This window comes from Pseudarthrobacter leeuwenhoeki (assembly GCF_055412885.1).
On sequence record NZ_JBVAYY010000017.1, the window covers coordinates 1 to 25,015 of the forward strand.

Annotated in this window: 23 protein-coding genes; 15 read left to right on the top strand and 8 right to left on the bottom strand. The window is 65.6% G+C overall.

The genetic code is table 11. The features are described 5' to 3' along the window. Positions 1-343 (bottom strand): phage holin family protein (locus tag ACZYX4_RS14795; RefSeq protein WP_463877277.1); only part of this gene is annotated, 343 nt, incomplete at its 3' end. 17 nt (positions 344-360) lie between these two features. After that, entirely contained in the window at positions 361-1,086 is a 726-nt protein-coding gene (locus tag ACZYX4_RS14800) for a hypothetical protein (protein ID WP_463877164.1), read from the bottom strand. A 636-nt stretch (positions 1,087-1,722) separates the two neighbouring features. Between ACZYX4_RS14800 and ACZYX4_RS14805 the strand changes: the two genes are divergently transcribed. The 5 genes from ACZYX4_RS14805 to ACZYX4_RS14825 all read left to right on the top strand — a co-directional run bounded on the left by ACZYX4_RS14805 (position 1,723) and on the right by ACZYX4_RS14825 (position 6,578). Then, positions 1,723-2,172, top strand: coding sequence for a MarR family winged helix-turn-helix transcriptional regulator (locus ACZYX4_RS14805; RefSeq protein WP_463877166.1), 450 nt, complete (start codon positions 1,723-1,725; stop codon positions 2,170-2,172). A gap of 63 nt (positions 2,173-2,235) precedes the next feature. Beyond that, positions 2,236-2,829: a hypothetical protein gene (locus tag ACZYX4_RS14810; RefSeq protein WP_463877168.1), complete on the top strand. Its 594-nt coding sequence runs from the start codon at positions 2,236-2,238 to the stop codon at positions 2,827-2,829. Between the two features lie 51 nt (positions 2,830-2,880). Continuing rightward, positions 2,881-3,591, top strand: a complete 711-nt coding sequence (locus tag ACZYX4_RS14815; RefSeq protein ID WP_463877170.1) for a TetR/AcrR family transcriptional regulator — start codon at positions 2,881-2,883, stop codon at positions 3,589-3,591. A 204-nt stretch (positions 3,592-3,795) separates the two neighbouring features. After that, the gene (locus ACZYX4_RS14820) at positions 3,796-4,992 is read left to right on the top strand and encodes an acetyl-CoA C-acetyltransferase (protein WP_463877172.1); all 1,197 of its coding nucleotides are present in this window, start codon (positions 3,796-3,798) and stop codon (positions 4,990-4,992) included. A gap of 23 nt (positions 4,993-5,015) precedes the next feature. Next, positions 5,016-6,578, top strand: a complete 1,563-nt coding sequence (locus ACZYX4_RS14825; protein ID WP_463877174.1) for a long-chain-fatty-acid--CoA ligase — start codon at positions 5,016-5,018, stop codon at positions 6,576-6,578. A 48-nt stretch (positions 6,579-6,626) separates the two neighbouring features. On the opposite strand, the gene ACZYX4_RS14830 is transcribed toward ACZYX4_RS14825, so the two are convergent. Next, positions 6,627-7,400 (bottom strand): GOLPH3/VPS74 family protein, encoded by a 774-nt coding sequence (locus tag ACZYX4_RS14830; RefSeq protein ID WP_463877176.1) that lies wholly within the window; start codon positions 7,398-7,400, stop codon positions 6,627-6,629. A gap of 367 nt (positions 7,401-7,767) precedes the next feature. Here ACZYX4_RS14830 and ACZYX4_RS14835 point away from each other — a divergent pair, with 367 nt between their 5' ends. Continuing rightward, positions 7,768-8,964 (top strand): NAD(P)/FAD-dependent oxidoreductase, encoded by a 1,197-nt coding sequence (locus tag ACZYX4_RS14835; RefSeq protein WP_463877178.1) that lies wholly within the window; start codon positions 7,768-7,770, stop codon positions 8,962-8,964. A gap of 42 nt (positions 8,965-9,006) precedes the next feature. Here ACZYX4_RS14835 and ACZYX4_RS14840 read toward each other — a convergent pair whose 3' ends face one another. From ACZYX4_RS14840 to ACZYX4_RS14855, 4 genes are read right to left on the bottom strand one after another with little or no spacing between them, the layout of a single operon-like run. Beyond that, a complete protein-coding gene (locus ACZYX4_RS14840; protein WP_463877279.1) occupies positions 9,007-9,996 on the bottom strand; it encodes a sensor histidine kinase in 990 nt (329 codons plus the stop codon). Between the two features lie 5 nt (positions 9,997-10,001). Beyond that, on the bottom strand, positions 10,002-10,676 hold the full coding sequence (locus ACZYX4_RS14845) for a response regulator transcription factor (RefSeq protein WP_463877180.1): 675 nt from the start codon (positions 10,674-10,676) through the stop codon (positions 10,002-10,004). Next, positions 10,673-11,419: a DedA family protein gene (locus tag ACZYX4_RS14850; RefSeq protein WP_463877181.1), complete on the bottom strand. Its 747-nt coding sequence runs from the start codon at positions 11,417-11,419 to the stop codon at positions 10,673-10,675. Before ACZYX4_RS14850 ends, ACZYX4_RS14845 begins: the two co-directional genes overlap by 4 nt. Before the next feature lie 10 nt (positions 11,420-11,429). Further along, positions 11,430-12,194, bottom strand: a complete 765-nt coding sequence (locus ACZYX4_RS14855) for a phosphatase PAP2 family protein (RefSeq protein ID WP_463877183.1) — start codon at positions 12,192-12,194, stop codon at positions 11,430-11,432. A 304-nt stretch (positions 12,195-12,498) separates the two neighbouring features. Here ACZYX4_RS14855 and ACZYX4_RS14860 point away from each other — a divergent pair, with 304 nt between their 5' ends. From ACZYX4_RS14860 to ACZYX4_RS14900, 9 genes are all read left to right on the top strand, one after another. Next, the gene (locus tag ACZYX4_RS14860; protein WP_463877185.1) at positions 12,499-13,185 is read left to right on the top strand and encodes a hypothetical protein; all 687 of its coding nucleotides are present in this window, start codon (positions 12,499-12,501) and stop codon (positions 13,183-13,185) included. A gap of 296 nt (positions 13,186-13,481) precedes the next feature. Next, a complete protein-coding gene (locus ACZYX4_RS14865; RefSeq protein ID WP_463877281.1) occupies positions 13,482-14,258 on the top strand; it encodes an electron transfer flavoprotein subunit beta/FixA family protein in 777 nt (258 codons plus the stop codon). 11 nt (positions 14,259-14,269) lie between these two features. Continuing rightward, entirely contained in the window at positions 14,270-15,253 is a 984-nt protein-coding gene (locus tag ACZYX4_RS14870; RefSeq protein ID WP_463877187.1) for an electron transfer flavoprotein subunit alpha/FixB family protein, read from the top strand. Between the two features lie 623 nt (positions 15,254-15,876). Continuing rightward, entirely contained in the window at positions 15,877-16,920 is a 1,044-nt protein-coding gene (locus ACZYX4_RS14875) for a cytochrome b/b6 domain-containing protein (protein WP_463877189.1), read from the top strand. Positions 16,921-17,159: 239 nt separating this feature from the next. After that, positions 17,160-17,630 carry a hypothetical protein gene (locus tag ACZYX4_RS14880; protein WP_463877191.1) on the top strand — a complete coding sequence of 157 codons (471 nt, stop codon included), beginning with the start codon at positions 17,160-17,162 and terminating at the stop codon, positions 17,628-17,630. Between the two features lie 244 nt (positions 17,631-17,874). After that, a complete protein-coding gene (locus tag ACZYX4_RS14885) occupies positions 17,875-18,768 on the top strand; it encodes an alpha/beta fold hydrolase (protein ID WP_463877193.1) in 894 nt (297 codons plus the stop codon). Positions 18,769-19,435: 667 nt separating this feature from the next. Further along, positions 19,436-21,625: an S-layer homology domain-containing protein gene (locus ACZYX4_RS14890; protein ID WP_463877196.1), complete on the top strand. Its 2,190-nt coding sequence runs from the start codon at positions 19,436-19,438 to the stop codon at positions 21,623-21,625. A gap of 471 nt (positions 21,626-22,096) precedes the next feature. Continuing rightward, entirely contained in the window at positions 22,097-22,345 is a 249-nt protein-coding gene (locus ACZYX4_RS14895; RefSeq protein WP_463877198.1) for a hypothetical protein, read from the top strand. Positions 22,346-22,408: 63 nt separating this feature from the next. Further along, a complete protein-coding gene (locus ACZYX4_RS14900; protein ID WP_463877201.1) occupies positions 22,409-22,981 on the top strand; it encodes an MOSC domain-containing protein in 573 nt (190 codons plus the stop codon). Between the two features lie 19 nt (positions 22,982-23,000). On the opposite strand, the gene ACZYX4_RS14905 is transcribed toward ACZYX4_RS14900, so the two are convergent. Continuing rightward, positions 23,001-25,004 carry a vWA domain-containing protein gene (locus tag ACZYX4_RS14905; RefSeq protein WP_463877204.1) on the bottom strand — a complete coding sequence of 668 codons (2,004 nt, stop codon included), beginning with the start codon at positions 25,002-25,004 and terminating at the stop codon, positions 23,001-23,003. Positions 25,005-25,015 lie beyond the last annotated feature (11 nt).

Below are 25,015 nucleotides of genomic sequence, written 5' to 3' on the forward strand. Positions count from 1 at the left end.
TGCCCTTGACCGCGTTGAGTTCCTTGCGGCCCCGGGAGGCCAGGACCGCGGCGACGATGCCCCAAATAACGGCCACAACGACACCGGACCAGCCCAGCCCCATCAGGTCACCGAGTGCCCACCAGAGCGCCAGGGACAGGAACAGCAGGACGAAATGGCCTGCGACGCCGGCGCCGGCCAGCAATCCGGCACCCTTGCCGGCCTTGGTCGCGGACTGCTTGAGCTCGACCTTCGCCAGCTCGACCTCCTGCCGCATCAGGGTCGACATGTCCCGCGTGACATCACCCAGCAGATCGCCCAGGGACGACGTTTCAGCCTTCGCGTGCGCAGCCGTGGGAGGCACCTCCGGTAGCGGGCCGCTCACAGCTGCCCACCTTCTCGGTTCGGAAAGGGAACTTCGTCCCTCAGGGTGCTATCGGCTGCCGTGCCGGACGGCAATGTTTGGGTCGAAACGGGACCCGCCGTGCCGGGAAGGGCCGGCTCGTCGAAGAACCGGTCGCCGGAGCCAGCGGCGATAACTGTCTCCTGGTGGATGGGCGCCGCTGCGCGGGAGGACACGTGAGCGCTTTTGGACGCAGACTGCTGCATTGGGGCGCCGGCTTGCAGGCTTCGTCCCAGCCGGCCGGCGAGCATTCCGGCGCCGGCTGCTACCAAGAGGAATGTCCCCGGGCGCTGTCGCGCGAAGGACTTAACTTCATCCATCAGTGATCCCGGATCCCGGCTCTCGAGCCAGGAAGCTACGGACTGGGACCTCTTTGCGGCCTGACGGACAAGATCAGCTGCGACGCCGGGCTGCTCGGAAGCGTCGGCCATGGTGGTCAACTCCGAGGAGATGGCGCGGATCCCTTCAGCGGCCTTCTGCTGCTGCGTGCCGGCCTGATCCGTCAGGTCAGATTTTGCCTGCTGCATCAGGCCGAGTGCACTGGTTTTCACCTCGGTGGCGACGTTGGCCGCCTCCGCCTTGGCGGTGCCGGCCACGCTTTTCGCTTCCCCGGCGGCGTGCCCTGCCATGGCTGCCGCCTCGTCTTTCGCTGTTTCCTTAGCGGACGCTGAGGGTGTCGCCTGGGGCCATTGGTTGTCTGTCATCGTTGCTCTCTTTCAGGAGGGGCCGGCCGGTGAATCGTGAACCAGCGGTGCCGTGAATTACTAAGCAAGGTTACTAAGTAAATAGTAAGCACACTTGCTGTATTTTTCGCAAGACTTCCTTTTTGCGCGATGGCGGCCGTCCCCAAGGGTGCGCGACGGCCGGTAGCCAGTCCAGTCCCGGCAGGCGGCGTCAAGCGCAGCCAAAAAGAAAGTAAGTAAGCTTGCCAAGCACTTACTAAGCATGCTTATGGTAGATGTAGCGATTCACATGGACCCGCTGCAACGACAAACCGCCCCGGAGATCCAAGGAGACGTCATGCTCGCCGAGGAACGCATTGATGACCTCCTTCAGCGCAAACGGGAACGTCCTGACAACCGATGGGGAAGGGATCGGATCCATCGGCCAGGTTTACGGGGATGCGATGACTCGCTCAGAGGAACGCCTGAACGTCAGCGCCGGACGGGAAACCACCAGTCGGGTGCGTCTCCGCAAGTGTGTCATTGGAACGCTTCGAAAGGGACGGCGACGACAACACGTGCCGATAGCGATGAGGGCGCGTTGGAGTCACGGCTAATGCCGGTCCCTGGCCTGCCCTTCCTGCTTGACCTGTTTCCACCTAAGGAAGGCCGGCATCGATGCCCCTCGAACCCCAGGACCATTTCCGGGAGAGCTACCTGCTCCTCACTACGGCTGCCCGCCTTGTTCAGCGCCACTTTGACGACGCCCTCGCACCCCTGGGCCTGACCCGGGCCGCAGTCATCGCGCTCAAGGCCATGTCAGGCCGTCCCACGAACCAAGAACAGCTCGCCGCAGTAGTCCGCGTTCAGAGCCAGACCCTTGGCCGAGTCCTGTCGCGTCTGGAAACAGGAGGCCTGGTCACGAGGACACGCGACCCACAAGACCGCCGCCAATTCCAGGTTGAGATAACCGACGCCGGGGAAGCGGCCCTCAAAGCAGCCCGCGAGGCTGAAAGCGCCGCCCTTCCCTCAGACTTCGACGAATGGGAAATCCTCCGCGAACAACTCTCCCGATTCATAAATTCCTTCCCAAGTCCCCGACCAGCACGGGATTCGACCCGCAGCTGATCCACCGGAATTTGGGATCCGCCCCCCGCCGTCGTCGTAGTGTTTCTAAGAGCAACGCCGTGGGTGGTCACTTTGGGCCGCCCCGCCGTCCTGCTTCAGCGGTTCCGGGCCGTTGACCGGAGGACCACAGTCACCGCAGCCGGCGCCGTAGCCTTTGCCTACCGGGAGATGGCGGACCATGTGGTGGAGTCCCCGAAGCAGCAGCACGCCCCGGCCGCAGCGAAGGCGAAAACTAAGGCAGCGAGCGAGGATCTTGCTGCCCCGGCCGACCTGCACCCCGGCACCGAGGAGCAGGTCACCAGGCTGACGGATGTTCCGGCACTTTCCGCAGCCCAGTTCCGGCAGGTGTTCCTGACCATGTCGGCCAGGCTTCGCGAGCATCCGCTCAACCGCACCGAACTGTCCCGGCTTGTCAGGGATGATTGCGTCAGCGCGGGCCAGCCGGCCTCCCGCAACGCCGTGAACTTCGTCCCGCAAGGCCTCGCCTACGCCAATTTCCAGCTCAACGGCGAGGCGACTGCAGCAGATCTGGCAGCAGCCTGGACCGCCTGCCGGGTGGCGCTGCTGGAGGACGACGCCGCCGAGAAGTCCGCGGTGCGTCGTTGGGCCAGCGGCGGGCTGCTGGAGAACACGCAGGCCGGCATTTCCACCGCCTAGCCATGTTCCCCATGCGAGGCCGGCACCAGCGGTTGTGCTACATTTCGGCCCATGATCTCGCACCTGCCAAGCCACCATGCCGACGCGCCCGCTGCCGCCGCCATCGGGCTCTTGGCCAGGCAGGGCTACGACGCAACGTCCGTTGACGACCTTGCGGACGCCGCCGGCATGAGCCGCAGCACGTTCTTCCGGAAGTTCGGGTCAAAGGAGGACGTTGTCTTCGCTGACCACGAGCGAATCCTTCGGCAGGTGACCGACCGCCTGGCGGAAACGATTCAGGAACCGCTCGCAGCGATCGAGGATGCAGTGCTGCTTGTTTTCAATCACCACCTGCGGAACCAGGAAACGTCCCGCGCGCGCTATGAGCTCATGCAGGCTGTGCCGGCACTCCGGGACCGCGAGCTGGTCACTTCCTACCGGTACGAGAGGGCCCTCCTGCAGCACCTGCTGGATGAACTGCCCGACGTCGAGCATCGTGAATACAAGGCCGTCTCCTTCGCTGCAGCCGCGGTCGCCGTGCACAACGCGTTCCTTAGGCGGTGGCTCCGCACTGCACCCGCCGGCCAGGAAGCAGGGACGGCCGACCGGGATCGATCAGCTGCACTCGCGAATGAACTTCGGGCCCTCTCGGAGATCTTCCGGCCAGCGCTGCTGGGCCCCGGCGTCTCAGCGCACGCGTCCCCGGCCGTTGTCGTGACCGTCCTCACAGCGGGCGCCGATAATGACGCGATTGTGCAGGCGGTCCGCGACGCGCTGCACTGACGTCGGCCTCGTGGAACTGAGTTTCTTGACGTGGAACCCAGTTTCAATGCATCCTTAGTCGATGTGGTGTGAGCCACAGCATGCGGGCGATCAGGTCCCGACGCCGAAACAGAGGACAAACAAATGACAACGACGTCGCACGGTTCCGGGTTCGCTGAGGCAAGGGCCGCCGGTGAATTTCAAGTCAGCACCTTAGAAACCGACTTGAACCGGAACGCCCACATCCCTGTCATCCTCGGCGGCGCCCGCACCCCCTTCGGCCGCTTCCGCGGCGGCCTCACGCCCTTCTCCTCCAGCGAACTGGGCGCGCACGCCATCCGCGCAGCGCTGGACCGCGCCGGCGTCGCCCCGGAACAGGTCGACGCAGTCATCGTCGGCCAGGTCATCCAGGCCGGCGCAGGCCAGGGCCCCGCGCGGCAGGCCAGCCTGGCTGCCGGAATCGGCTGGGACGTGCCCACCGTGACGGTCAACAAACTCTGCCTCTCCGGCCTGACAGCCGTGATTGACGCCGCCCGAATGATCCGCGCGGGAGAAGCCGACTTCATCGTTGCAGCCGGCCAGGAATCCATGACCAACGCACCACACCTCGTGCCCGGGCTCCGCGCCGGCGTCGTCATCGGGGATGCGCCGATGCTGGACTCGCTGAACCGGGACGGGCTGCAGGATCCGGTCAGCGGCATGCTGATGGGTGAGGCCACGGACGCGGGGAACGCCGAACGCGGCATTACCCGCACGGAGCAGGACGCCGTCGCAGCCCGGTCCCACCAGCGGGCCGAAGCGGCACGCGCCGCCGGCGTATATGCCGAGGAAATCGCCCCGATCGACGTTCCGCAACGCAAGGGGCCGGCGCTGACTCTCGAGCACGATGAGGGCATCCGTCCGGAGACCACGGCCGAATCCCTGGCGCAGCTCCGTCCCGCGTTCTCGAAAGAGGATACGGCGACCATTACCGCAGGATCCTCCTCGCCGCTCTCCGATGGTGCCGCCGCCCTGGTGATCGCCAGCAAAGCGGCAGCCGAAGCGGCAGGGCTCGAGTGGATTGCCGAAATCGGCGCCCACGGCCAGACGGCGGGACCGGACGGATCCCTGCATTCCCAACCCGCCCGTGCCATTGAACTCGCCCTCAAGCGGGAGGGCCTCACCGCGCAGGAACTCGATCTCGTCGAGATCAACGAAGCCTTCGCGTCCGTGGTCATCCAGTCCGCCAAGGACCTGGGCATCGAGCCGGAGGACATCAACGCCGAGGGAGGCGCCATCGCCCTGGGCCACCCGGTAGGGGCTTCGGGCGCGCGCCTGGTCCTGCACCAGGCGCTGGCGCTGAAGCGCCGGGGCGGAGGCACCGGCGTCGTCGCACTCTGCGGCGGCGGCGGCCAGGGCGACGCCCTGATCCTTAAGGCATAACCATCCCTACGAAGAAGCAGGCCATGAAAACCACCAATCCCGAAGACGGCTTCGGAACCATCTCCGTCGCAGCCATCCTGGCCGAGTCCGCTCGAAGGACACCAGACCGCACCGCACTGATCGTCGGTGAGGAAGAAACCAGCTACGGCGACCTCTGGCGTGAGACCTGCGCCTACGCCGGGGCACTGCGGGCGCGCGGCATCGGCCCCGGGGATGCCGTCGCCGTGCTGATCCCCAACGTTTCGGACTTCGCCCGCGTGTACTACGCCATCCTCTCGCTGGGCGCCATTGTGGTTCCGGTGCACGCCCTGCTCAAGGCCCGCGAAATCGAGTACGTGCTCCACGACAGCGGCGCCAGGATGCTGATCTGCGCCGCTCCGCTCCTGAAGGAAGGCGCTGCGGGTGCCGCCAGCACCGGGACCGATCTCCTGACCGTGATGGCGCCCGACGACGGCGGGCTGCCGCGGCTCGAAGCCGAGGCCGCCGCGGCCGAGCCGATCCGCAGTTACGTCCCCTGCCGGCCCTCGGACACTGCCACCATCCTGTACACCTCCGGCACCACCGGCAAACCAAAGGGTGCCCTCGGCACCCACTTCGCCCTGGTGGAACAGACTTCCGTCATACTGACGTCCGTCTTGGACTTCAAGCCGGGTGACGTCCTCTTCGGCGGGCTGCCGCTCTTTCACACCTTCGGCCAGACAGTGGTTCTCAACGCGGGGCTGCGGGCGGGCGCCACCATCGTGCTGATGCCCCGCTTCAGCGGCGAGGGCGCCATCAAGCTGATGGCCCGGCACAAGGTCAACATCTTCTTTGGAGTGCCGACCATGTATGTGGCGCTTCTTGAAGCGGCCAAGGCCACCGATGTCCGCCCGGCTGCCCTCCGCTACGGCATCTCCGGCGGCGCTTCCCTCCCGCTAACCGTCATGGACAAAATCCGCGACGTCTTCGGGGTGGAAATCCACGAAGGCTACGGCCTGACCGAAACATCCCCCCTCGCCGCGTTCAACCATGTCGGAACCCCGCCCCGGCCCGGCACCATCGGGGTGGCCATTTGGGGCGTCGACGTCGAAATCGCCCGCGCCGAAACGGTTGAAAGCATCGAACTGCTGCCCCGGGGCGAACTTGGCGAGCTCGTCATCCGCGGACACCTGCTGATGAAGGGCTACCTCAACAGGCCGGAGGCCACCGCCGAGGCGATGGTCGACGGCTGGTTCCGCACCGGCGACCTTGGTACGAAGGACGACGACGGCTACCTGACAATCGTTGACCGCAAAAAAGACATGATCATCAGAAACGGCTACAACGTCTACCCCCGCGAGGTGGAGGAAATCCTCCTCACCCACCCGGAGGTCGTCAGCGCCGCGGTCTACGGAGTCCCCCACGACGTCCACGGCCAGGAAATTGCAGCCGCGATCGTGCTCGACGCGGGAGCCACCGCCACAGAATCGGACTTGAGGGAATTCGCAAGCGCCCAGCTCGCCGCGTACAAGTATCCGCGCGTCATCTCGCTGCTCACGGAACTCCCCCTCGGGCCCAGTGGAAAAATCCTCAAGCGAGACCTGGCGGCCGGGTCCGTCGGATCATAGAAAACCGGGCCCCCGCAGACTAACAACCCCCGCGCTCAGCGGGCAGCATCACAAGGTTGCGGCTTCTTCCTGCGCCAGCCTGATCATACGAAGTTCGTCCTCCACCGCGCGGGACGGCCAATAGTCCTTGGCCAGCTCGCCTGCCCGGGTTCGATCTGCTGCCGGGAGGAGCTTGCCGAACAGCCCGGCAGCGTGAAGCAAGGCGATCAGCGCCGTGGTCCTGGCGTCAGGCACTGTGGCCACGGGCGCCTTGGCATCAGGCTGGGTATCGGGCTGGGCATCAGGCCTGGTCTCAGGCGCCCCGGAATCAGGTTCGGCACCGGGCGCCTTGGCGTCGGCCTTCGCGGGCTCCGGCGGCGCAGCGCTGAGTGCTGCTTCGATTTTTTGCAGGAGCGCAGCTTCGGGACCGTGATCCTTCTCCGGGTACCGCGTTGACTTGAACAGCCCAAGGTGTTTTTCGCCGACAGGTTCCAAGATGCCCAGCGACACCATCCCTTCGTAGACACGCTGCACTTCGGCGCGGCCCTCCAGCATGGAGACCCACTGCTTGGGCGTGTGAGGCCGGGATTTGCCGCGGATGCGCTCCAGCTCGTGCTGGAAGTCCGTTTGCGCGGCGGTGCCGGTCGCCTTGACGTGTTTCCCCTCCAGCTCTATGGCACCAAGCAGGTCCAGCTCGGCCAGTATTGCCCCGGCCACAGTGGTCCTGAGCGCGAACAACGGCACTTCAGGTGTGCCGTCCTTGTCGTTCGTTGCCAAAAGCAGGAAGGCCTGGGGCAGGCTCAGTGCCTGCGCCTTGGGTGTTTCAGGTGTTTTAGCATCCATACGATCATGGTGGCGCAGTTAAGCTGCCACCACAATGAGGATTTGTACCCATCTACAGCCGAACCTCCCGCGTCGTCCGCCTGCGTTTGGCGCGGTGCTTGAAGGACCCAGCCGGACTCATCCCGCTTGCAGATCAGACGCGCTGATTGCCCCCCTCTCCAGAGGGACGGATCGTACCGAGGATACCCACGGCTATCTCAGGCGAAGGCGCGGGACCGGCCCGGCCTCCCACCGTCGACGGCGAAGATACCCGCTGGGGTATACAGCTATACCCCTTGGGGTATACGGTGATTATCACCACAGTGTTTGGAAAGCTACCGGCGTCGGCGCTGAAGCGACGCTCGATCCCTAGAGAGGCGTCAAATCCATGACTATGCACCACGAGATCCTGATCATCGGAGGCGGCAACGCGGGGCTGAGTGTTGCCGCCCGGCTCCGCAATGCAGGACGGAGCGATATCGGCGTGATCGAGCCGAGCGATAAGCACTACTACCAGCCGCTGTGGACCCTGGTCGGGGGAGGCGTCGCTCGCCAGGAGGAAACGGTCCGCCCCCAGGCATCCGTCATGCCCCAGGGCGTTGCCTGGATTAAGGACGCCGCGATGGACATTGACCCTGAGCACCGCAGTGTCGCACTCGCCTCCGGCGGCTCCGTCACATATGACTACCTGGTGGTCTGTCCCGGCATCCAGTTGGACTGGGACAAGATCCCGGGCATGGCCGAAGCCATGGATTCTCCGGCGGTGTCCAGCAACTACCGATACGACCTGGCGCCCAAGACCTGGGACATGATCCGGAACCTGAAGTCCGGAACGGCCATTTTCACTCAGCCCTCCGGTCCGATCAAGTGTGCCGGCGCCCCGCAGAAAATCGCGTACCTGGCAGCCGACTACTGGCGCAAGCAGGGGGTGCTGGACAACATTCGGGTCGTCATGGTTCTGCCGACGCCGAGCATGTTCGGGGTCAAGGTGTTCGCCGATGAGCTGGACCGGGTGGTGGCCAAATACGGCATCGAAGTCCGCTTCAACAGCGAGATGACCTCGGTGGACCCGGCCGCCAGCGTGGCAGTAATTAAGGACAACGCGGCGGATACCGAGGAATCATTGCACTACGACCTGCTTCATGTCGTGCCGCCGCAGTCGGCCCCGGACTGGCTGAAGCGCACCCCGCTGGCAGATCCGGCCAACCCCGCAGGCTACGTGGACGTCGACAAGCACACCATGCGGCACAAGCGCTACCCGGAAATTTTTGCCCTGGGCGACGCCGGTTCCACGCCCAACTCGAAGACTGGCGCGGCAATCCGCAAGCAGGCCCCCGTACTGGTGGAGAACCTGCTGGCCGCCCTTGACGGCGGAACACCGTCGGCCCAGTACGGAGGCTACGCCTCATGTCCGCTGACCACGGCGCGGGGGAAGATGCTGCTGGCTGAGTTTGATTACACCCTCCAGCCCGCCCCCAGCATCCCCCTCATCGACACCACCAAGGAACGCAGTGACATGTGGCTGCTCAAGCGCTACGGGCTGCCGTACCTGTACTGGAACCTGATCCTCAAGGGCCGCGCCTGAGGCCTCTGGCACGATAGCCCTGTGGCCGACGAGGCCCCGTTCTCAGCTCTGGACAAGCGGAAGTGCGAGCTTCATCGTCGTGCCTTCAGGTCCGGTCCGGGCCACCTCGACGGTGCCAGCGGCTGCCGTGGCAATTTCACGGACCAGCGCCAGGCCGATGCCGAAGCTTCGCTGGTCCCGCGTTCCATCCGGGCTGGGGGTCCTGACGAAGCGGTCAAAGATCCGGGTCTGGTCCACACCCGTGATTCCGGACCCGGTGTCCGCCACGCAGAGAACCGCCAGGTTGCCCTCGACTCCTGTGCTGATGGTGATGCTCCCCCCGGACTGTGTGTGGGCCAAGGCGTTGTCCGCCAGGGCGAGCACGGCCCGCCGCAGGGAGTTCCGGTCGATGCGGGCCAGCGGCCGGCCGGCGTCGGAGAAGGAAAGCCGGATGTCCTGCCGCGCCGCGAGTTCCTGCAAGCTCTCGGTGACGGACCCGGCCACGTCGGCCAGCTCCACCGGATCCGCGGAGGGGTCCGGTGTGGCCCCGGTTGCCGCCAGCAGGAGTTCGTTGACGATCCCGGTCAGGGTGGCCGCATCCTCCCGGATCCTGCCCAGGGCCTGGCCCGGTTTGGAGTCAGGCGTGGCGTCGCGCTGGGCGAGCTGGATGCGCGCGTCCAGGATGGCCAGGGGCGTGCGCAGCTCATGGCTCGCATCCTGAACGAACCGCCGCTGCAAGGCCAGCGCTTCCCCCAGCGGCCGGATGGCGCTGCGCGCGCTGAACCACCCGACGACGCCGGCCAGCACAATTCCCGCCACCCCGGCGATGATCATCGCCTCGATCAGGTCCTTGGAATCGAGATACGTGTACGCCTTACCGGCTGACGCGGAGCCGGGCAGATCCGGGTGCGCCAGCTTGTTCATCAGGTAGCCGGTCGCGGCGGCGAGCAGGCAGAGGACCAGCACCGCGCAGGCGGCGCTGATCCGCAAAGCGACCTTGAGTGAGGCCCGGCGGAGTGTGTCCCGGTCCGGTTCGCCTGCCACGGGAGACATTCTGTTCATTGGGCATCCCCGATCTGGTAGCCGATGCCGTGGACCGTGCGGACCACGGACTTGGAAATCTTCCGTCGGAGGTGGTGGACATAAGTGTCGATCACTCCGGGCTGGTCGGCGGACCGGAAATGTTCGCTGAGCAATTCTTCCCGGGTGAAGACCCGGTCGGGTTCGGCCGCCAGGGCGGCCAGCAGCTCAGCCTCCTTTGCCGTGAGTGCTACCAGTGACCCGTAGACCGAGCGCACGGAACGCGACGCCGGATCGAGTTCCCAGTCGCCGATGCTCACTGGCGCGGCCGCCGGCGTGAAGGTGCGCGTTAGGGCGCGCAGGCGCGCCGCGAGCTCACCGGCGTCGAACGGTTTGGTCATGTAGTCATTGGCGCCCGCATCCAGTCCCCGGACCTTTTCATCAGTGGCCCCGAGGGCCGTGAGGATCAGAATGGGCGTCGAAACCCCTTTGGACCTGAGCGCGCTGATCAGGGCGATGCCGTCCATCAGGGGCAAGCCGCGGTCGATCACCATAACGTCCCACGTTTGGGTCAGCGCAAGATGCAGTCCGTCCTGGCCGTTGGCGGCCAGTCGGATCCGGTAGTCCGGTTCCAGCAGTTCGGCGATGAGCGGTCCCAGGACCACGTCGTCCTCCACCAGCAGCAGGGACGGCCGGCCGTTCGCGGTTGTCATGTCAGCAATTCTCCTGCGTTATGCCTTCCCGCCGGCAGTTCGCTGGAAGTGTCGTCGCCAAAGTCAGCTGCAGGTTCGGCGGCGGGGCCGCGGTTCGCTCGGCGGCGTTTGAGGAGCTGGATGCCCCAAGGCAGAACGGAGACAATGACCATAACGACGGCGATCACGTCGATGTTCTTGGCGATGATCTCATAGTGGCCGAGCCAGGATCCCAACAGTGTCACGGACGTGCCCCAGGCCAGCGCCCCGGCGAAGTTCCAGAGCGTGAAGGACTTGTACTCGTAGCGGGCGATGCCGGCGCTCAGGGGTGCGAACGTCCGGACCATGGGCACGAAACGGGCCAGCACGACGGCGGCACCGCCGTGGCGGCGGAAGAAGTCCTCGGTGGTCCTCAAGTGCGCTGTCTTGAGGATCCGCGCGTCGTCGTTGAACCACCGGCGGCCGTATTTGCGTCCAATCATGTAGCCGACCTGGTCGCCGGCCACGGCCGCGGCGGTGACGACGCCGATGAGCACCGGCAGCGTCAGTTGCAGTTGCTGATGCAGGAGGCCTGCAGTGAAGAGCAGTGAGTCCCCGGGCAGGAAGGGGAACAGCACGCCAGATTCGATGAACACCATCAGGGAGATGACGCCGAGCGCCGCCGGGCCGAGACCCTCGAGCAGGCTCGCAGGGTCGAGGAGCGACGGGCTTCCCGCCGCGACGGAAAGTACCGGGGCGAGCCCTGAAGCGATAATGCCGCTCATGGTCACTTCCTTAGGATCGGGTTGATCGGAGCGGGGCTGCGGCCGGCAGGCGGTCCAGGATGCGCGGAGCGAAACGGTTCCACAACCCGGCCAGCAGCAATACTCCTGCACTTGCCGCGAGGAAGGAGGCTGCCACGTCAGTGGGGTAGTGGACCCCGATATACAGCCGCGACCAGGCCACCACCAGGGCCAGCAGCGCGGCGGCGACGGCGGCGGCCTTGGCCCAGCGGGTCCCGCGGGCCAGGAAGTACAACGCAAATCCCAGCGCGACCGCGAAGGAAACGTGACCGCTTGGGAAGCTGTTGGAACCCGTTTCGGGCGAGAGCGGATCGAGCAGCAGGGCCGGGTTGGGCCGCTCGCGGGCGATGATGAGCTTGAAGAACTCACTGGCCACCCAGCCGGAGCAGGCGACGACGCCGAACGCAACGGCCTTCACCAGGGAGCGACGAACCATCCAGAGATACAGTGCGACGGCGGCAACGAGGACGACGCCGGCCGGCGGGCCGAACACCACGTTCAGGGCCATCGCCACGCCGGTCAGAAGGGCGGCATGGTGCTGGCTCAGGTCCTGGTCCACAACGAGTTCGGCCGAGCTGCCACCGGGCACAAGCTGTGCCGTCAGGCCGAGCGCGAGGACTGCTGCGGACAGCAGTGCGCCCCACAGCAGCCAGTGGCGGGCCTGCGGGATGGCCCAGAACTGCGGACTGGCAGCCGGGTGTGTGCCGCCGGGGTCATGGGGCGCTGTGACGCGGCCAAAAGGGACGGGTCCGGGCATGGAGTCCTCCGGGTCGGGGTTAGGGCGCTGTCGGGCGCCTGCTTCAACTCTCCCGTGCGGCCCTTAAGAAAGGCTTAAGAAGTGCCCGTGCCGTCCGTCAGCGCTCCCGCTAGTCTGGCGAGGATCGTTGGTTCTCAGGGGGAGGTCGGTATCGCGATGTACATGGGCGAATATCCGATGCGGCTGTAACCCTGGGGAAGCGGGCCAGTCGTTTTTCGAAGAACTTGCTCGAGTTGGGTGCGACACAATCATCGGGTCCCCGCAACGAGGCAGTGCGAACGTATGCTGCCGGAAAGGCTCCACCTTGAGCACTCCGCAGGAACCGCACCAGCCAAGACAGCCCAACGCCGGGCAACAGCCCTCACTGCAGCTACCGGCAGCGCCGCAGCAACAGCCAGTGCAGCCCTCCAGCGAGCCGCAGTACGCCGGATTTCAGCCTTCCCCGGAAGGGCAGAACCAGGGGCAATATCAGGCCCAGGGGCAGTACCCTGCCGCCGCCCAGTACGGAGCTCCGGGCTACTACCCGGGCCCTTCCGGCCTCCCCGGTCAGCAGCCTCCCGTCAAAAGCCGAAAAAAACTCTGGATCATCTTGGGGAGCGCAGGCGGAGTACTGCTACTGGTCATTATTGGAGTGACCGCCCTGGTCAACCTTGCGGGCAGCGCCACAAGCCGGGCCACGGGCCGGGGGGACGCTTTCAACAAGCCCCTCATTTCTGGCGACACCGACGAGGCCTATGAATATCTGGACCCCGCACTTCACGTCAAGATGCCGAAGCAATCATTTATCAGTGGCATCGCGGGCCCTAAACTGAACGACACCTGCAAACCGACCTACAACGACATCAAGGTCATCTCGACCAACGGCGCCAACTCTGCCGATGTTGCGGGTCTCATCAAATGCGACGCCGACAAGAAGGTGTCATTCTCCTACCGTTTCGGAGGCACGGACGAACCCAAGCTGGGGAGCTTCAAACTGGAGCCCCAAAGATAGTTTGAGGGAAACCCCTCTTCCTCACCTATCCGGGGCCCGCTCACCCCACCAATGGCAGGAGTCGCTGCGCCTTCGCGCAGAGACTCTTGCCATTGCTTTACTGCTCAGCATTCCGCTAACGGGCTCCCGGGGCATACCCGTTTGACTGGTTCCGCGCTGGCACTGCTGCAGGCGAAGACCAGGTACTTCACGTCACAACACGGACTATGTCAGCCAAGAAGGGCCCCACCTTCGTAGACTCTATGGAGATGCACCGTCTCCGCTATAGAGACGAACCGCCACAGGAAGAGCCATCAATGAAGATTATCGTCCTAGTAAAGGAGGTCCCCGACACGTACGGGGACCGAAAACTGAACCTTATAACAGGCCTCGCCGACCGAGAAGCCAGCGAGGCAGTCATTGATGAAATCGGTGAGCGGGCCTTGGAGTTGGCCCTGACGTACGCCGACGCTAACCAGGGCACTGAGGTCGCAGTCCTATCCCTCGCTCCCGAGGGTGCCACGGCAACGATACGCAAGGGGCTTGCGATGGGCGCGGGAAGCGCCACCCACGTCTCCGACGAGGCACTCCGGGGTGCGGATCTTGGACTTACCGCTGAGACCCTCGCTGCAGCGATCCGTCGCGTTGAGTTTGACCTTGTGATTACCGGCAACGTCTCCACCGATGGATCCGGCGGCATGATTCCCGCGATGCTTGCAGAACTGCTTGACGTGCCGCATGCCACCGGCCTCAGCTCCGTGACGATCAGCGACGGCGCGGTGTCCGGCACCAGGGGCGTTGAATCCGGCGTGCAGATGGTGTCAGCGAACCTGCCCGCGGTGATTTCCATTACCGAGTCGCTTCCCGGGGCGCGTTTCCCGAACTTCAAGGGAATTATGGCCGCGAAGAAGAAGCCCGTTGAGGTGCTTACCCTCGCGGACCTCGGGATTACGGCCGACAACCCGGACGCGGCGCGTTCGATCATGCTGACCATTGCAGAGAAGCCTCCGCGTGCGGCGGGCGTAAAGATCCTTGACGAGGGTGATGCCGGCGAGAAGCTCGCTGACTTCCTTATCGAAAACCGACTGGCGTAAGGCGTATCGACATGACTGAATTCCCTCGTGACGCAATCCTCGTCGTCGTGGAAACCCGGGCTTCCGGTGAACTCGAGAAGGCTGCCGCCGGACTTTTCGGCGCTGCCGCTGCAGCTGGCACGCCAGTTGCATTGGTGCTTGCCTCACCCGGCACCGGGAGCGCCGCCGCCGCGGAGGCAGCGCTCCTTGGGGCCGCGCACGTTCTGATCGCGGAAACTCCGGATCCTTCCGCGCTCGGTGTGCCGGGCGTTGATGCGCTTGCCGCCGCTGTGGAGCAGGTGCAGCCAGGCGCGATCCTGATTTCACATTCGCTGAATGGGCGCGACCTTGCCGGCCGTTACGCTGCTCGGTCGCGTGCGGCGGTTTGCGTCGATGCGATCGGCGTGTCACGTGATGACGAGGGTGTCGTGGCACACCACTCCGTCTACGGCGGTGACTACGATGTGACGTCAACGTCCACATTTGGGGCGCCGGTGATTACGGTTCGCCAGGGCTCCATCGAGGCGCGCGCTACGGCTCAGCCGGAAGCGTCGGACACTTTGGCAGTGACGAGCTCCGGGAAGCCGGCCGCCCGGATCGACTCGTTCGAGGAGGAAGTTGCCGCCACCGCGCGGCCGGAGCTGCGTGGTGCCGCGAAGGTTGTCGCGGGCGGCCGCGGCCTCGGGTCCGAGGAACAGTTTGCCCTCGTGGGAGAGCTCGCCGATACACTCGGTGCTGCCATTGGTGCTTCGCGTGCCGCGGTTGATGCAGGCTACATCCCGCAGTCGCATCAGGTCGGCCAGACCGGGGTTTCCGTGTCGTCGCAGTTGTATATCGCGCTGGGCATTTCCGGCGCGATCCAGCACCGGGCCGGCATGCAGACCGCAAAGACGATCGTTGCCATCAACAAGGATTCAGACGCGCCGATCTTCGAGATCGCCGACTTTGGCGTGGTCGGCGACCTCTTCCAGGTTGTGCCCCAGCTGATCAGCGCACTTGAGGCTCGGAAGAGGTAGTGGTGGCAACTCTGTCTCGGTCTCTTCGGCGGGGCCTGCCGCGCGTCGAAGGTGGTGAGCCCTGGCCTGCAGCAGGCCAGGTGCCCGCCCCCACTGCCACGGCAGGAACGGCAGCCCCGTCGGCGTCTGTTTCCGCCGCACCCTCCGCCCCTGCTGCTGCCGCCGCCGCTGTCCAGGAAACGGCACCGGGTGCCACATCGTCCGCTCCGGTCCCTGCCGTGAACGTCTCTGCAGGGAACGCCGGCGCAAGGGTGGCTCTGCAGCTTCGCCGTGGCCTGCCGCGGGTGCCGGGCGGCGAGCCGTGGCCGCCAGCGGGCGAGGCTTCGGTATCAGGGGCGGATCTGTCCGGAGCTCCCGCAGCAGGCGCCACGCCGCCGCCCGCGACTCCTGCTGCGCAGGCTGTGCCGGCAGCGGCGCCGCCCGCAACTGCTCCGGCCGCCGCCACCGCACCCGCCACACCCGCCGCACCCACCGTGGGAACCACCTCGCTTCGTCGCGGGCTTCCCCGTGTCCCCGCTGGTGAACCCTGGCCGCCGGCCGGACTTGCTCCGGCGGTCGCTGCCGCCCCCGCGGTGCAGGCAGATCCCGAACCCATCGCCCCGGCCCCTGCCCCGGTTGCCAGCGTGGTGGAGACCGTTGCCGAGGCCGAGCCGTCGGTGGCCGCGAGTGCACCCGCGGCCACAGCCGCCCCGGCACCAGCGGCACAGCCCGTCGCCGCTGAAAAACCCGAGCAACCGAAACCCGTGAAACCAAAGGCCGAGGCAAGGCTCTACGGTTCGCGTACCCTGGGCCAGTGGATCAAGCGCGTTGTGCTCCTCGCGCTCGGTGCCGTGGCCGCCGCAGCGATTCTTGTGCTCGCCGCGCGCGGTGTGACGACGCTGCCGGGCGTACCGGAGTTCCTCGAGAGGTACCCCGGCGAGTATCACCTGCCCGAGACGGCCGAGCCGGGCTTCCCGTGGTGGGCGCAGTGGACACACTTCCTGAACATCTTCCTCATGGCGCTCATCATCCGCTCCGGCTATCAGGTGCGCACCCAGCAGAAGCCGCCGGCGTTCTGGACGCCGAAGCGCGGTGGCAAGAAGATCAGCATCAACCTGTGGCTGCACCAGTCGCTCGACATTTTATGGCTGGTCAATGGTCTTATCTTTGTGGTCCTGCTGTTTGCCTCCGGCCACTGGATGCGAATCGTACCGACCAGCTGGGAGGTGTTCCCGAATGCGCTCTCCGCGCTCCTGCAGTACATGACACTGGACTGGCCCGTTGAGAACGGCTGGGTGAACTACAACAGCCTGCAGCAGCTCATGTACTTCCTCGTGGTGTTCATCGCGGCCCCGCTCGCGGCGATCACGGGTGTGCGCATGAGCGAGTTCTGGCCCAAGAACGCGAAGACGCTGAGCAAGATCTACCCGGTGGAGGCTGCGCGCGCTATTCACTTCCCAACGATGCTGTTTTTCGTGCTGTTCATTCTCATCCACGTGTTCCTGGTGTTCTCGACCGGTGCGCTGCGCAACCTGAACCACATGTTCGGCGGCACCGATGTGGTGAACTGGGTCGGGTTCTGGCTCTTCGCGGCCGCAATCGCCATCACCGTGGCCGGGTGGTACGCCGCCCGCCCGATCGTGCTCGCACCCATCGCAAAGCTGTTCGGCCAGGTGAGCAGCCGCTAGCCCCACGTGGCGCTCCCGTCAGTCGCGGGTAGGGCCGGCGAAGACCTCAATCACAACGCAGTCAAGAGTTCAGGAGAAGGTCAGTGCATATGTCGACAGCGCAACCCAAGGTCCCGGCCACAAGTTCCCAGCGGCGGGCGCAGACAACAACGTCGGCAACGGAAATTACTTCCGCGAAGCCGCCGGCAGTGACGAGGACCCCCACCAGCCTGGCTGGTGGGGGCGGGTGGCGTCGACTGGTGTGGCTAGCTGCGGCCATCTCCGTCAGCCTGGTCCTCGTCGCCTGCGCCCCCCAACCGGTCAAATCGTCACCAACCTCGCCACCGGAGGCAAGCACGGACGCGAAGTACGTCATCGAATCGCTGAAATCAATCGACGGGGTTGATGACGCCAAGGTGGCGTTAGCTGTTGACGGTCTACCGGGCAACTACTCGTCGACGACGACGCTCACGGTCACCGCCGGAGGCGATGCGGCTCTGGCCGAGGTCCTCCGGCGGGCTACATCCGTCATCTGGGAGGAATACGGCACTCAACTGCCGCAGTACCGCTTCAGAGTCAGGGCCCCCTGGACGGACGGGCCCAGGCCTCTCCGCTTGATCGTTCTCAAGGACCGCCGGGCTGAATTCGGCTTCCCTCAAGGGCAGTACGTGGACGCCAACCTCATACTCACCAAAGAGGAGCTGGCCGTAATGTTCGGTCCTGCGGAATGACCGGAAGCCCGTCGGACTCGGGGCGCCGCCGCTCATGCACCTGCTCCGATCGCCCATCATCAATACGTCACCGGCGAAGCTGGATACTCCTGGCAAGTGATCTGTTGGGTTTGCCTCAGTCACGGTCGGCGGGTGGGCATTTGACAGGCTTTTCGGGTCTTTGTGCAGGGTTCCGTTTCTCCAATCGGGCGCGTCCCGCCGGCAGGTTCTGAGGACAACGCGCCGGCGGGGCCAGAATGGCGTTATGAGCTTTTCATCCTTCGGCCGCATCGAGACCCCCGTCCTGGATATCGGATATGAGTCCGCGGGTGATCCGGGCGGGGCCCCGGTCATCCTCCTGCACGGGTTCCCGTACGACGTTCGGGCCTTCGACGACGTCGCTTCGATCCTCGCCGGCCAGGGCGCCTTCGTGCTCGCGCCGTACCTCCGCGGTTTCGGTCCTACGCGTTTCCTCGATGACACGACGATCCGCTCAGCGCAACAGGCCGCCCTCGCGCAGGATCTCATCGACTTCATGGATGCCCTCGACATCGATCGGGCAGTCGTCGCCGGCTACGACTGGGGCGGCCGGGCGGCGTGCGTCGTGGCGGCACTGGACCCCGGACGCGTCGCCGGCCTCGTGTCCGTCGGCGGCTACAACATGCACAACCTCGCGCGTTCCGGCGAACCTGCCAACCCGGAATGGGAGCGAAGCTACTGGTATCAGTACTATTTCCACTCGGAGCGGGGGCGCCGCGGGCTGGAACAAAACCGGAACGACCTGTGCGAGCTGCTGTGGCGCACCTGGTCGCCCGACTGGGCCGGCGCACGCCAGGCGTTTCCCGCCAGCGCCCCGAGCCTGCACAACCCCGATTTCGTCGACGTCGTCATCCACTCCTACCGCCACCGTTACGGGCTGGCCGACGGCGACCCCCGGTACCAGCGGTTCGAGGACCTGATCGCCCAAGAGCCGCGCATCACCGTTCCGACGGTGGTGCTCGAAAGCGGGGACGACGGCGTCGGCGGCCCCGCGGCGATAGCCGGCAGAGGCCACTTCACCGGTCCCTACAGCCAAAGCGTCCTTCCGGGTGTTGGACACAACGTTCCGCAGGAGAATCCGGACGCGTTCGCACAAGCCGTGTTGAGTTTGCTCGATTGAGCGTTTCGACGTTGGCCCCTCAGAGTGAGAGCTTAACGCCCACGTCAGACTCCGAATTGTGGCCAAATTGGGAAAAGCAAAACGCCCCCGCTTCGCGACATGTTCGGGCATCGGCGCCATAACCCTCCCCGAATGAGAACGTCGAACGAATTCGGAGACATCCGCCGTAATTCTGCGGCCGATCAAATTTGTGTCCTGAGTGGCTAACACTTGATGGTTCGTTTTATTCTCTGGGCAATGCCCGCACCTCTACTTGGGCCTTCGGGGCGGCCTACGCGGGAACTACGCGTCATTCTGAATCGGTGTACTCGGCTGGCCGCAAAACGCTGAAATCCTTTGATTTTCAGCGTTATTGTCCTGATACTGGAGCCGTACGCTGATGCTGGGGTGAGGTCCAGAGCCAGCGTGCGCCGCAGGCACATCGAAGTTGTCCGGTGTGGGTGCAGTTCGGGGGGGAACGGGATTGTGGGCGCAGTTCAACTGACGCCCGGGGGGATTATCGCGTATTCCATGAAAGTTCTTTCTCCGCCATGAAAGACAAATGAAAACTCAAGAAAAGAAAAGGAGCCTTCCTTACTTCCGGCAAGAGTGGCTAGCATCACCTCAATCGGGAGACCTCAGCAGGACCACCATGGAAACGGCGATCAAACGCATGAAAGAAACGGCGATGAAGATGAAAAGTACCGCCAGTTGGCTCAGCAAATTCTTAGTAATAGCATTAGTTGCGGCCGGGGGGCTGCTGGGAATTTCCACCAGCGCCACCGCGGCCACGGACTACGGCTATCAGGGCAACAGCTACGCCGGCGTGGGCAAGCCGCCCACCTCGGACAAACCGCAGAGCAAGCTTTGGTGGCATGACGGGTCGTGGTGGGCCGATATGTGGACCACCGGAACCGGCTGGCAGATCCACCGGCTGGACGTTGCATCAAAGACCTGGGTCAGCACGGGCCTCACGAACGACACCCGCACCAACACACTGGCGGACACCCTCTGGGACGGCACCCACCTCTACATCGCTTCCCACGTCGTCACAGTGTCCGCAGACACAACGTCCCAGGCGTCTATCCCGGGCCAGCCGGCCAAGCTGTACCGCTACAGCTACTCCGGGGGAAAGTTCACCCTGGACAGCGGCTTCCCGACCACCATCATGAACAACAGCAGCGAGTCGATGACGATCGACCAGGACAGCACCGGCGCCATCTGGGCCACCTGGACCCAGGTTTCCGGCAATCCGACCAGCGGCTTCACCAACACCGTCTACGTCAACCGCTCCGCACCGAACGGGACCAGCTGGAATTCCCCGTTCGTCATCCCGGTCACCAACCCCAACCCCGCACCGGATGACATCTCCGCGATCGTGGCCTACGGCAGCAACAAGATCGGCGTCATGTGGAGCGACCAGCTCACCGGCGCCGTGCGCTGGGCAACCCACACCGACGGGACCAGCCCCACCGCCACGTCAACGTGGAAAGTCACGGACGCGGTCAAGGGCCCCAAGTACGCCGACGACCACCTGAACATTAAGACGCTACAGTCCGACAACTCCGGCCGGGTGTTCGCTGCGATCAAGACCGGCCTGAACGACGCCCAAACCGACAAGAGCCTGGCGGAGGTGGAACTGCTGGTCTTCAAGCCCGCTACCGGCTCGTTCTCGGTGTCAACGATCGCCACGATCGGGGACTGTGTGTCCCGCCCGCAGATCGTCCTGGACACGCAGAACAACACGGTGCACGCCTTCCATACAGCGCCCGGCACCGACGTCAGCGGCTGCGCGTACTCCGGCGTCCCCGGCGCCATCTATGAGAAGACGGCCCCCATGGACAACCCGGTGTTCCCGTCCGGACGCGGCACCCCGATCATCCAGGACGGAGCGTCCGCCAACATGAATGACGTCACCACCAGCAAGCAGAGCGTCAACAACACCACCGGCCTCGTCGTGCTGGCCAGCAACGACGTGACCAAGCGCTACTGGTTCTCCTACCGGCCCCTGGGCGGCACGTCTCCTCTGAAAGCACCCGGCGCCCCCGCCGCTCCGACTGCGGTTGCCGGCGACACGACTGCGACGGTGCGCTTCGTGGCTCCCGCGGGTGCCGAGACGCTCAACGTCGTGGTCCGCGCCGGCAACACCGTCGTCAAAACCATGGAAGGCATCGCTGCCACGGAGACCAGCCGCGTGGTGGCCGGCCTGACCAACGGCACCGCCTACAGCTTCCAGGTTGAGGCAGTCAATGCGGGAGGTACCAGTCCGAGGTCGGCGGCATCGAATGTGGTGACCCCGGTCAGATTCGTGGATGTGGCCCTCAACCACGATTTCTACACTGAGATTGCGTGGATGGCGAGCGAGGGTATCTCCGCGGGTTGGTCGGGACCGAATGAGACGTGGACTTACCGTCCGGCGTCCACCGTCAACCGTGACCAGATGGCTGCCTTCCTGTACCGGATGGCTGGCTCGCCGGACTACACGGCACCTGCTGTGTCGCGGTTCGCGGACGTGCCCACCAGCCACGGCTTCTACAAGGAAATCTCCTGGCTGGGAGAAAAGGGCATCTCGAAGGGTTGGGCGGGTCCGAACAATACGTGGACTTTCCGTCCGGAATCCACCATCAACCGTGACCAGATGGCTGCCTTCCTCTACCGGATGGCCGGCTCGCCGGACTACACGGCACCCGCGGCGTCCCGGTTCGTGGACGTTGCGCCCGGCCATGGCTTCTACAAGGAGATCTCGTGGATGGCAGAGAAGGGCATCTCGAAGGGTTGGGCAGAGGCGAACGGAACGTGGAGTTACCGTCCGGCGTCCTCCGTCAACCGTGACCAGATGGCAGCCTTCCTCTACCGGATGAGCAATATCGCCGGCTAGGAACACTGCACCACCGAACACAGGAACAGGCCCCTGGCAACCGGGGCCTGTTCCTGTGTCTGCGGCGTGGCGCAGATTGTTGCCTGCCCGCGTGATCACTTCAGGAGCAACAAGCCATGCGCCTCAACGCCCCCCTCACCGCGGACCGGTGCCCCTCCGGGCTGCGCTCGGCACTGCTAGCGGAAATGGCGGAGGGGCTGTAATGACAGTGAGAAGCAGCTGGGCAGGATCGGCGCCTGGGACAAGATCCCGGGTCTGGCCGAGGCCACCCCTTTCCCGTCCGGCGCGTCCCGCGGTCAATGACCTTTCAGGGCCGCGCTCAGTTACAGAGAGGGACGGGTCGATTTTGCCCGCTACCGCCGCATTCGAGGCCGTGGTACGTTCAGCGTGACCAGGATGTCCCGACGCGGCCCCTGTCCAGCCCGGCTCCTGGCATAACCCCAGAAAGCAGAGGCAACTATGCCAACATTAGTGATTTTCCACGAAGTCGACGACGTCGAGCATTGGCTCAGCTCACCAAAACGGGAAGAGGTATTCGGGCCTCTGGGCATCACGGTTCGAACGTTTATCGATCCGGCAAAAAGCCACCGTGTAGGTCTGATCGTCCAAGTCCCCGACATGGAAACTTTCCAGCGGATTATGGAGTCCGAAGCGGCAGCCGAAGCGATGAAATTCGACGGTGTCCGTCCGGAAACAATGCTGATGCTCGTCGAGCCTTAGGCACCGCCGGGCGTGGCCCTGATGCGCGTCCGGCCTGGACCCCAGAGACGATAGTTTGGTGGGATGACGGCTAGCTACAGATACGACGTCGAGATCCTGCACCTGCTCGTGTCGCCGGCGCACGCCTACTTCGGCCGCGCACGAGAGGGCGCCGCCGTTGTCCCCACCACAGATGCCGAGAAGGCGGCCTTCGTAGCCGGCAAGGGAATCGTCGGCGACCGGTTCTTCGGCAAAGCCGCGCACATGGATGCCGCCGTCACTGTGTTCGCGGTCGAGGCCCTCGAAGCGATCGCCGCCGAGCTGGGCACGGCATCCCTTGACCCGCTGCTGACGCGCCGCAACGTGCACATCCGCGGAGCCCAGCTGGCGCCGTTGCTCGGCCACGACTTCGCGCTGGAGTCCGGCGGGGAGCTGGTGCGTTTCAAGGCCGGGCGGCCCGCGCATCCGTGCGTCTGGATGGATGCGATGCTCGCCCCGGGCGCCCACAAAGCCATGCGCGGGCGCGGTGGCGTGCGGTGCCAGGTACTCTCCGACGGCGTCCTGCACCGCGGCCCGGCAGTGCTGGTCAGTCCCGTGCCCCTCGATCCCGATCGCGCGGGAGACGCGACCCTGCTGCACCCCTCGCGGCTGCCGTAGACCGATGCGGCGCCTCCGTCTATCGAGCCCAGTCGGCGTCGTCGTAGGGGCGGCCGCGGAAGTGGGCGCGGAGGTACTCCCCCACCACGGCAGCTCCCAGATCCCCGGCCTCGGGACCCACGACGCGGCCGTCGATCCGGCGGGCCATCCGCTGGACGAACCGTTCCAGGCCCGGGTCATCGCCCAGCCGGAAGAACGTGGCCTGCGTGCCTGCACGGCCCAGGCGGTCCAGCTCGGCGACCGTGACGCGGATGGTCTCCGGGTCCGGCGGCCAGGAGAACCAGGATTCGCCGTCGGGCAGCAGGTGCGCGGTGGGTTCGCCGTCGGTCACCACCAGCAGCACGGGCTGCATCGACGGGTGCTGGCGGAAGAACCGGCCGGCCAGCAGCAACCCGTGGTGCAGGTTGGTTCCCTGTTGCCGCAGGGCCGGCAGAGCCGTGAGCTCGCCAATGTCCATGGACTGCGCGTAGCGGCCGAACGTGATCAGCTGCAGCCGGTCGCCGCGGAACCGGGTGGAGACGAGGTGGTGCACGGCGAGCGCGGTGCGTTTCATGGGCACCCAGCGTCCCTCGGCGGCCATCGAGTAGGACACGTCCACGAGCAGGGCGACAGCGGCCTGGGTGCGCGCCTCCGTCTCCGTCACCTCGATGTCATCCATGGCGAGGCGCAGTCCGCTGCGGGGGTCGCCGCCGTCGGCAATCGTGCGGCGGATCGCATTGGTGATGGTCCGGGTGACGTCCCACGGTTCGGCGTCCCCGAACTCCCACGGCCGGCTGGAGCCGGTTTGCTCCCCGGCCGCCCCGGCAACCCGGGTGTCCCGGCGCCCCTGCCGGCCGGGGAGCTGCTTGGCGGTGTCCCGCAACAAGGACCTGCCGAGCCGCCGCATGGCCTGCGGTGAGAGCCGGAAGTCGCCGTCGGCCCCGCGCCGGAGGTAGCCTCCGTCCTGCATGGCCCGCTCGATTTCCGCGAGGGTGCGGGCCGTCACGGCGGCGTCCTGCCCGAGCTGGCGGGCGAGGGCGTCCAGGTCCAGGTCATCCAGGTGCGAGCCGTTGTAGGACTGGGAGAGTTGCTCGGCGAGCCCGTCCAGTTCGGCGAGATCCTGGAGCACGCCGGTGCCGTCGCCGAGCCCGAGCCCTTCCTCCCCCTCGAAGCGTTCGGAGCCGTCCCAGTCCTCGCCGGGGCGCAGGGCGCGGAGGTTGGCGTCCATTTGGCTCAGCTGCGCCATTAGTTCGGGCGAGCCGAACGCCTGCGCGGAGAGCTGCATCAGCTCCTCGCGCTGCTCGGGGGACATGGACTGCAGGAGCCGCTGGGCGGCGGCCGCGCGCTGGGCGAGCGCGTCCACCAGCTCCTCGACTGACTGGGGGTTCTCCGGAAAGAAGTGGCCGTGCTTAGCCATGAACTCCCGGAAGTCCGCGTCGGTGTCCTCACCTCGCCGGTGTTTGTCGAGGAGCTCGTTGAGGTCCTGCAGCATCTCGGCCACGGCCGCGCGGTCCTCGTCGGTGGCGCTCTCGAGTGCCTGCTTCATGCCGGCGAACCGCTGGTCAAGGATTTCGCGGCCCAGCAGATCCTTGATCCGCTCGTAGGCTTCCCGTGCCGTTCTCGACTGCCAGTCATAGGAGTCGAGTTCGTTAACCGCTGCGGCCGTGGAGGAGGGCAGGTTCTGCAGTTGCAGCTCCCGGATGGCACGGTCGGTGTCGTCCATCCGGACGTCGCGTGCAAGCTGTTTGCGCTCCTCCAGCACCGCCGTGTCCAGCAGCGTCCGGACGTCGTCGAGCGTGCCGTCCAGCCGGTGGCGGCCCAGCAGTTCACTGCGCCGCTGCTGGACACGGCCGGCGAGGTCATCGAGCCCTTCCCGGTTGCGGCCGCCGCGGCGCAGGAACTCCTGCAGGGCCTGCCGGGGCGAGTAGCCGGCCATGACGTCCTCGGCGACAGCGTCGAGCGCCTCCGTCAGGTCCACCGGCGGCGCGAGCGGATCCGGTCCTCCGGCGTACCGGCCGTACCGGGACCGGTTGTGAGCGCTCATGGGCCCTCCTG

Coding starts and splice junctions, on each gene's coding strand:
- ACZYX4_RS14800 (WP_463877164.1), bottom strand. CDS start 1,086: ATGACAGACAACCAATGGCCCCAGGCGACACCCTCAGCGTCCGCTAAG.
- ACZYX4_RS14805 (WP_463877166.1), top strand. CDS start 1,723: ATGCCCCTCGAACCCCAGGACCATTTCCGGGAGAGCTACCTGCTCCTC.
- ACZYX4_RS14815 (WP_463877170.1), top strand. CDS start 2,881: ATGATCTCGCACCTGCCAAGCCACCATGCCGACGCGCCCGCTGCCGCC.
- ACZYX4_RS14825 (WP_463877174.1), top strand. CDS start 5,016: ATGAAAACCACCAATCCCGAAGACGGCTTCGGAACCATCTCCGTCGCA.
- ACZYX4_RS14830 (WP_463877176.1), bottom strand. CDS start 7,400: ATGGATGCTAAAACACCTGAAACACCCAAGGCGCAGGCACTGAGCCTG.
- ACZYX4_RS14835 (WP_463877178.1), top strand. CDS start 7,768: ATGACTATGCACCACGAGATCCTGATCATCGGAGGCGGCAACGCGGGG.
- ACZYX4_RS14840 (WP_463877279.1), bottom strand. CDS start 9,996: ATGTCTCCCGTGGCAGGCGAACCGGACCGGGACACACTCCGCCGGGCC.
- ACZYX4_RS14845 (WP_463877180.1), bottom strand. CDS start 10,676: ATGACAACCGCGAACGGCCGGCCGTCCCTGCTGCTGGTGGAGGACGAC.
- ACZYX4_RS14850 (WP_463877181.1), bottom strand. CDS start 11,419: ATGAGCGGCATTATCGCTTCAGGGCTCGCCCCGGTACTTTCCGTCGCG.
- ACZYX4_RS14855 (WP_463877183.1), bottom strand. CDS start 12,194: ATGCCCGGACCCGTCCCTTTTGGCCGCGTCACAGCGCCCCATGACCCC.
- ACZYX4_RS14865 (WP_463877281.1), top strand. CDS start 13,482: ATGAAGATTATCGTCCTAGTAAAGGAGGTCCCCGACACGTACGGGGAC.
- ACZYX4_RS14870 (WP_463877187.1), top strand. CDS start 14,270: ATGACTGAATTCCCTCGTGACGCAATCCTCGTCGTCGTGGAAACCCGG.
- ACZYX4_RS14885 (WP_463877193.1), top strand. CDS start 17,875: ATGAGCTTTTCATCCTTCGGCCGCATCGAGACCCCCGTCCTGGATATC.
- ACZYX4_RS14890 (WP_463877196.1), top strand. CDS start 19,436: ATGAAGATGAAAAGTACCGCCAGTTGGCTCAGCAAATTCTTAGTAATA.
- ACZYX4_RS14900 (WP_463877201.1), top strand. CDS start 22,409: ATGACGGCTAGCTACAGATACGACGTCGAGATCCTGCACCTGCTCGTG.
- ACZYX4_RS14905 (WP_463877204.1), bottom strand. CDS start 25,004: ATGAGCGCTCACAACCGGTCCCGGTACGGCCGGTACGCCGGAGGACCG.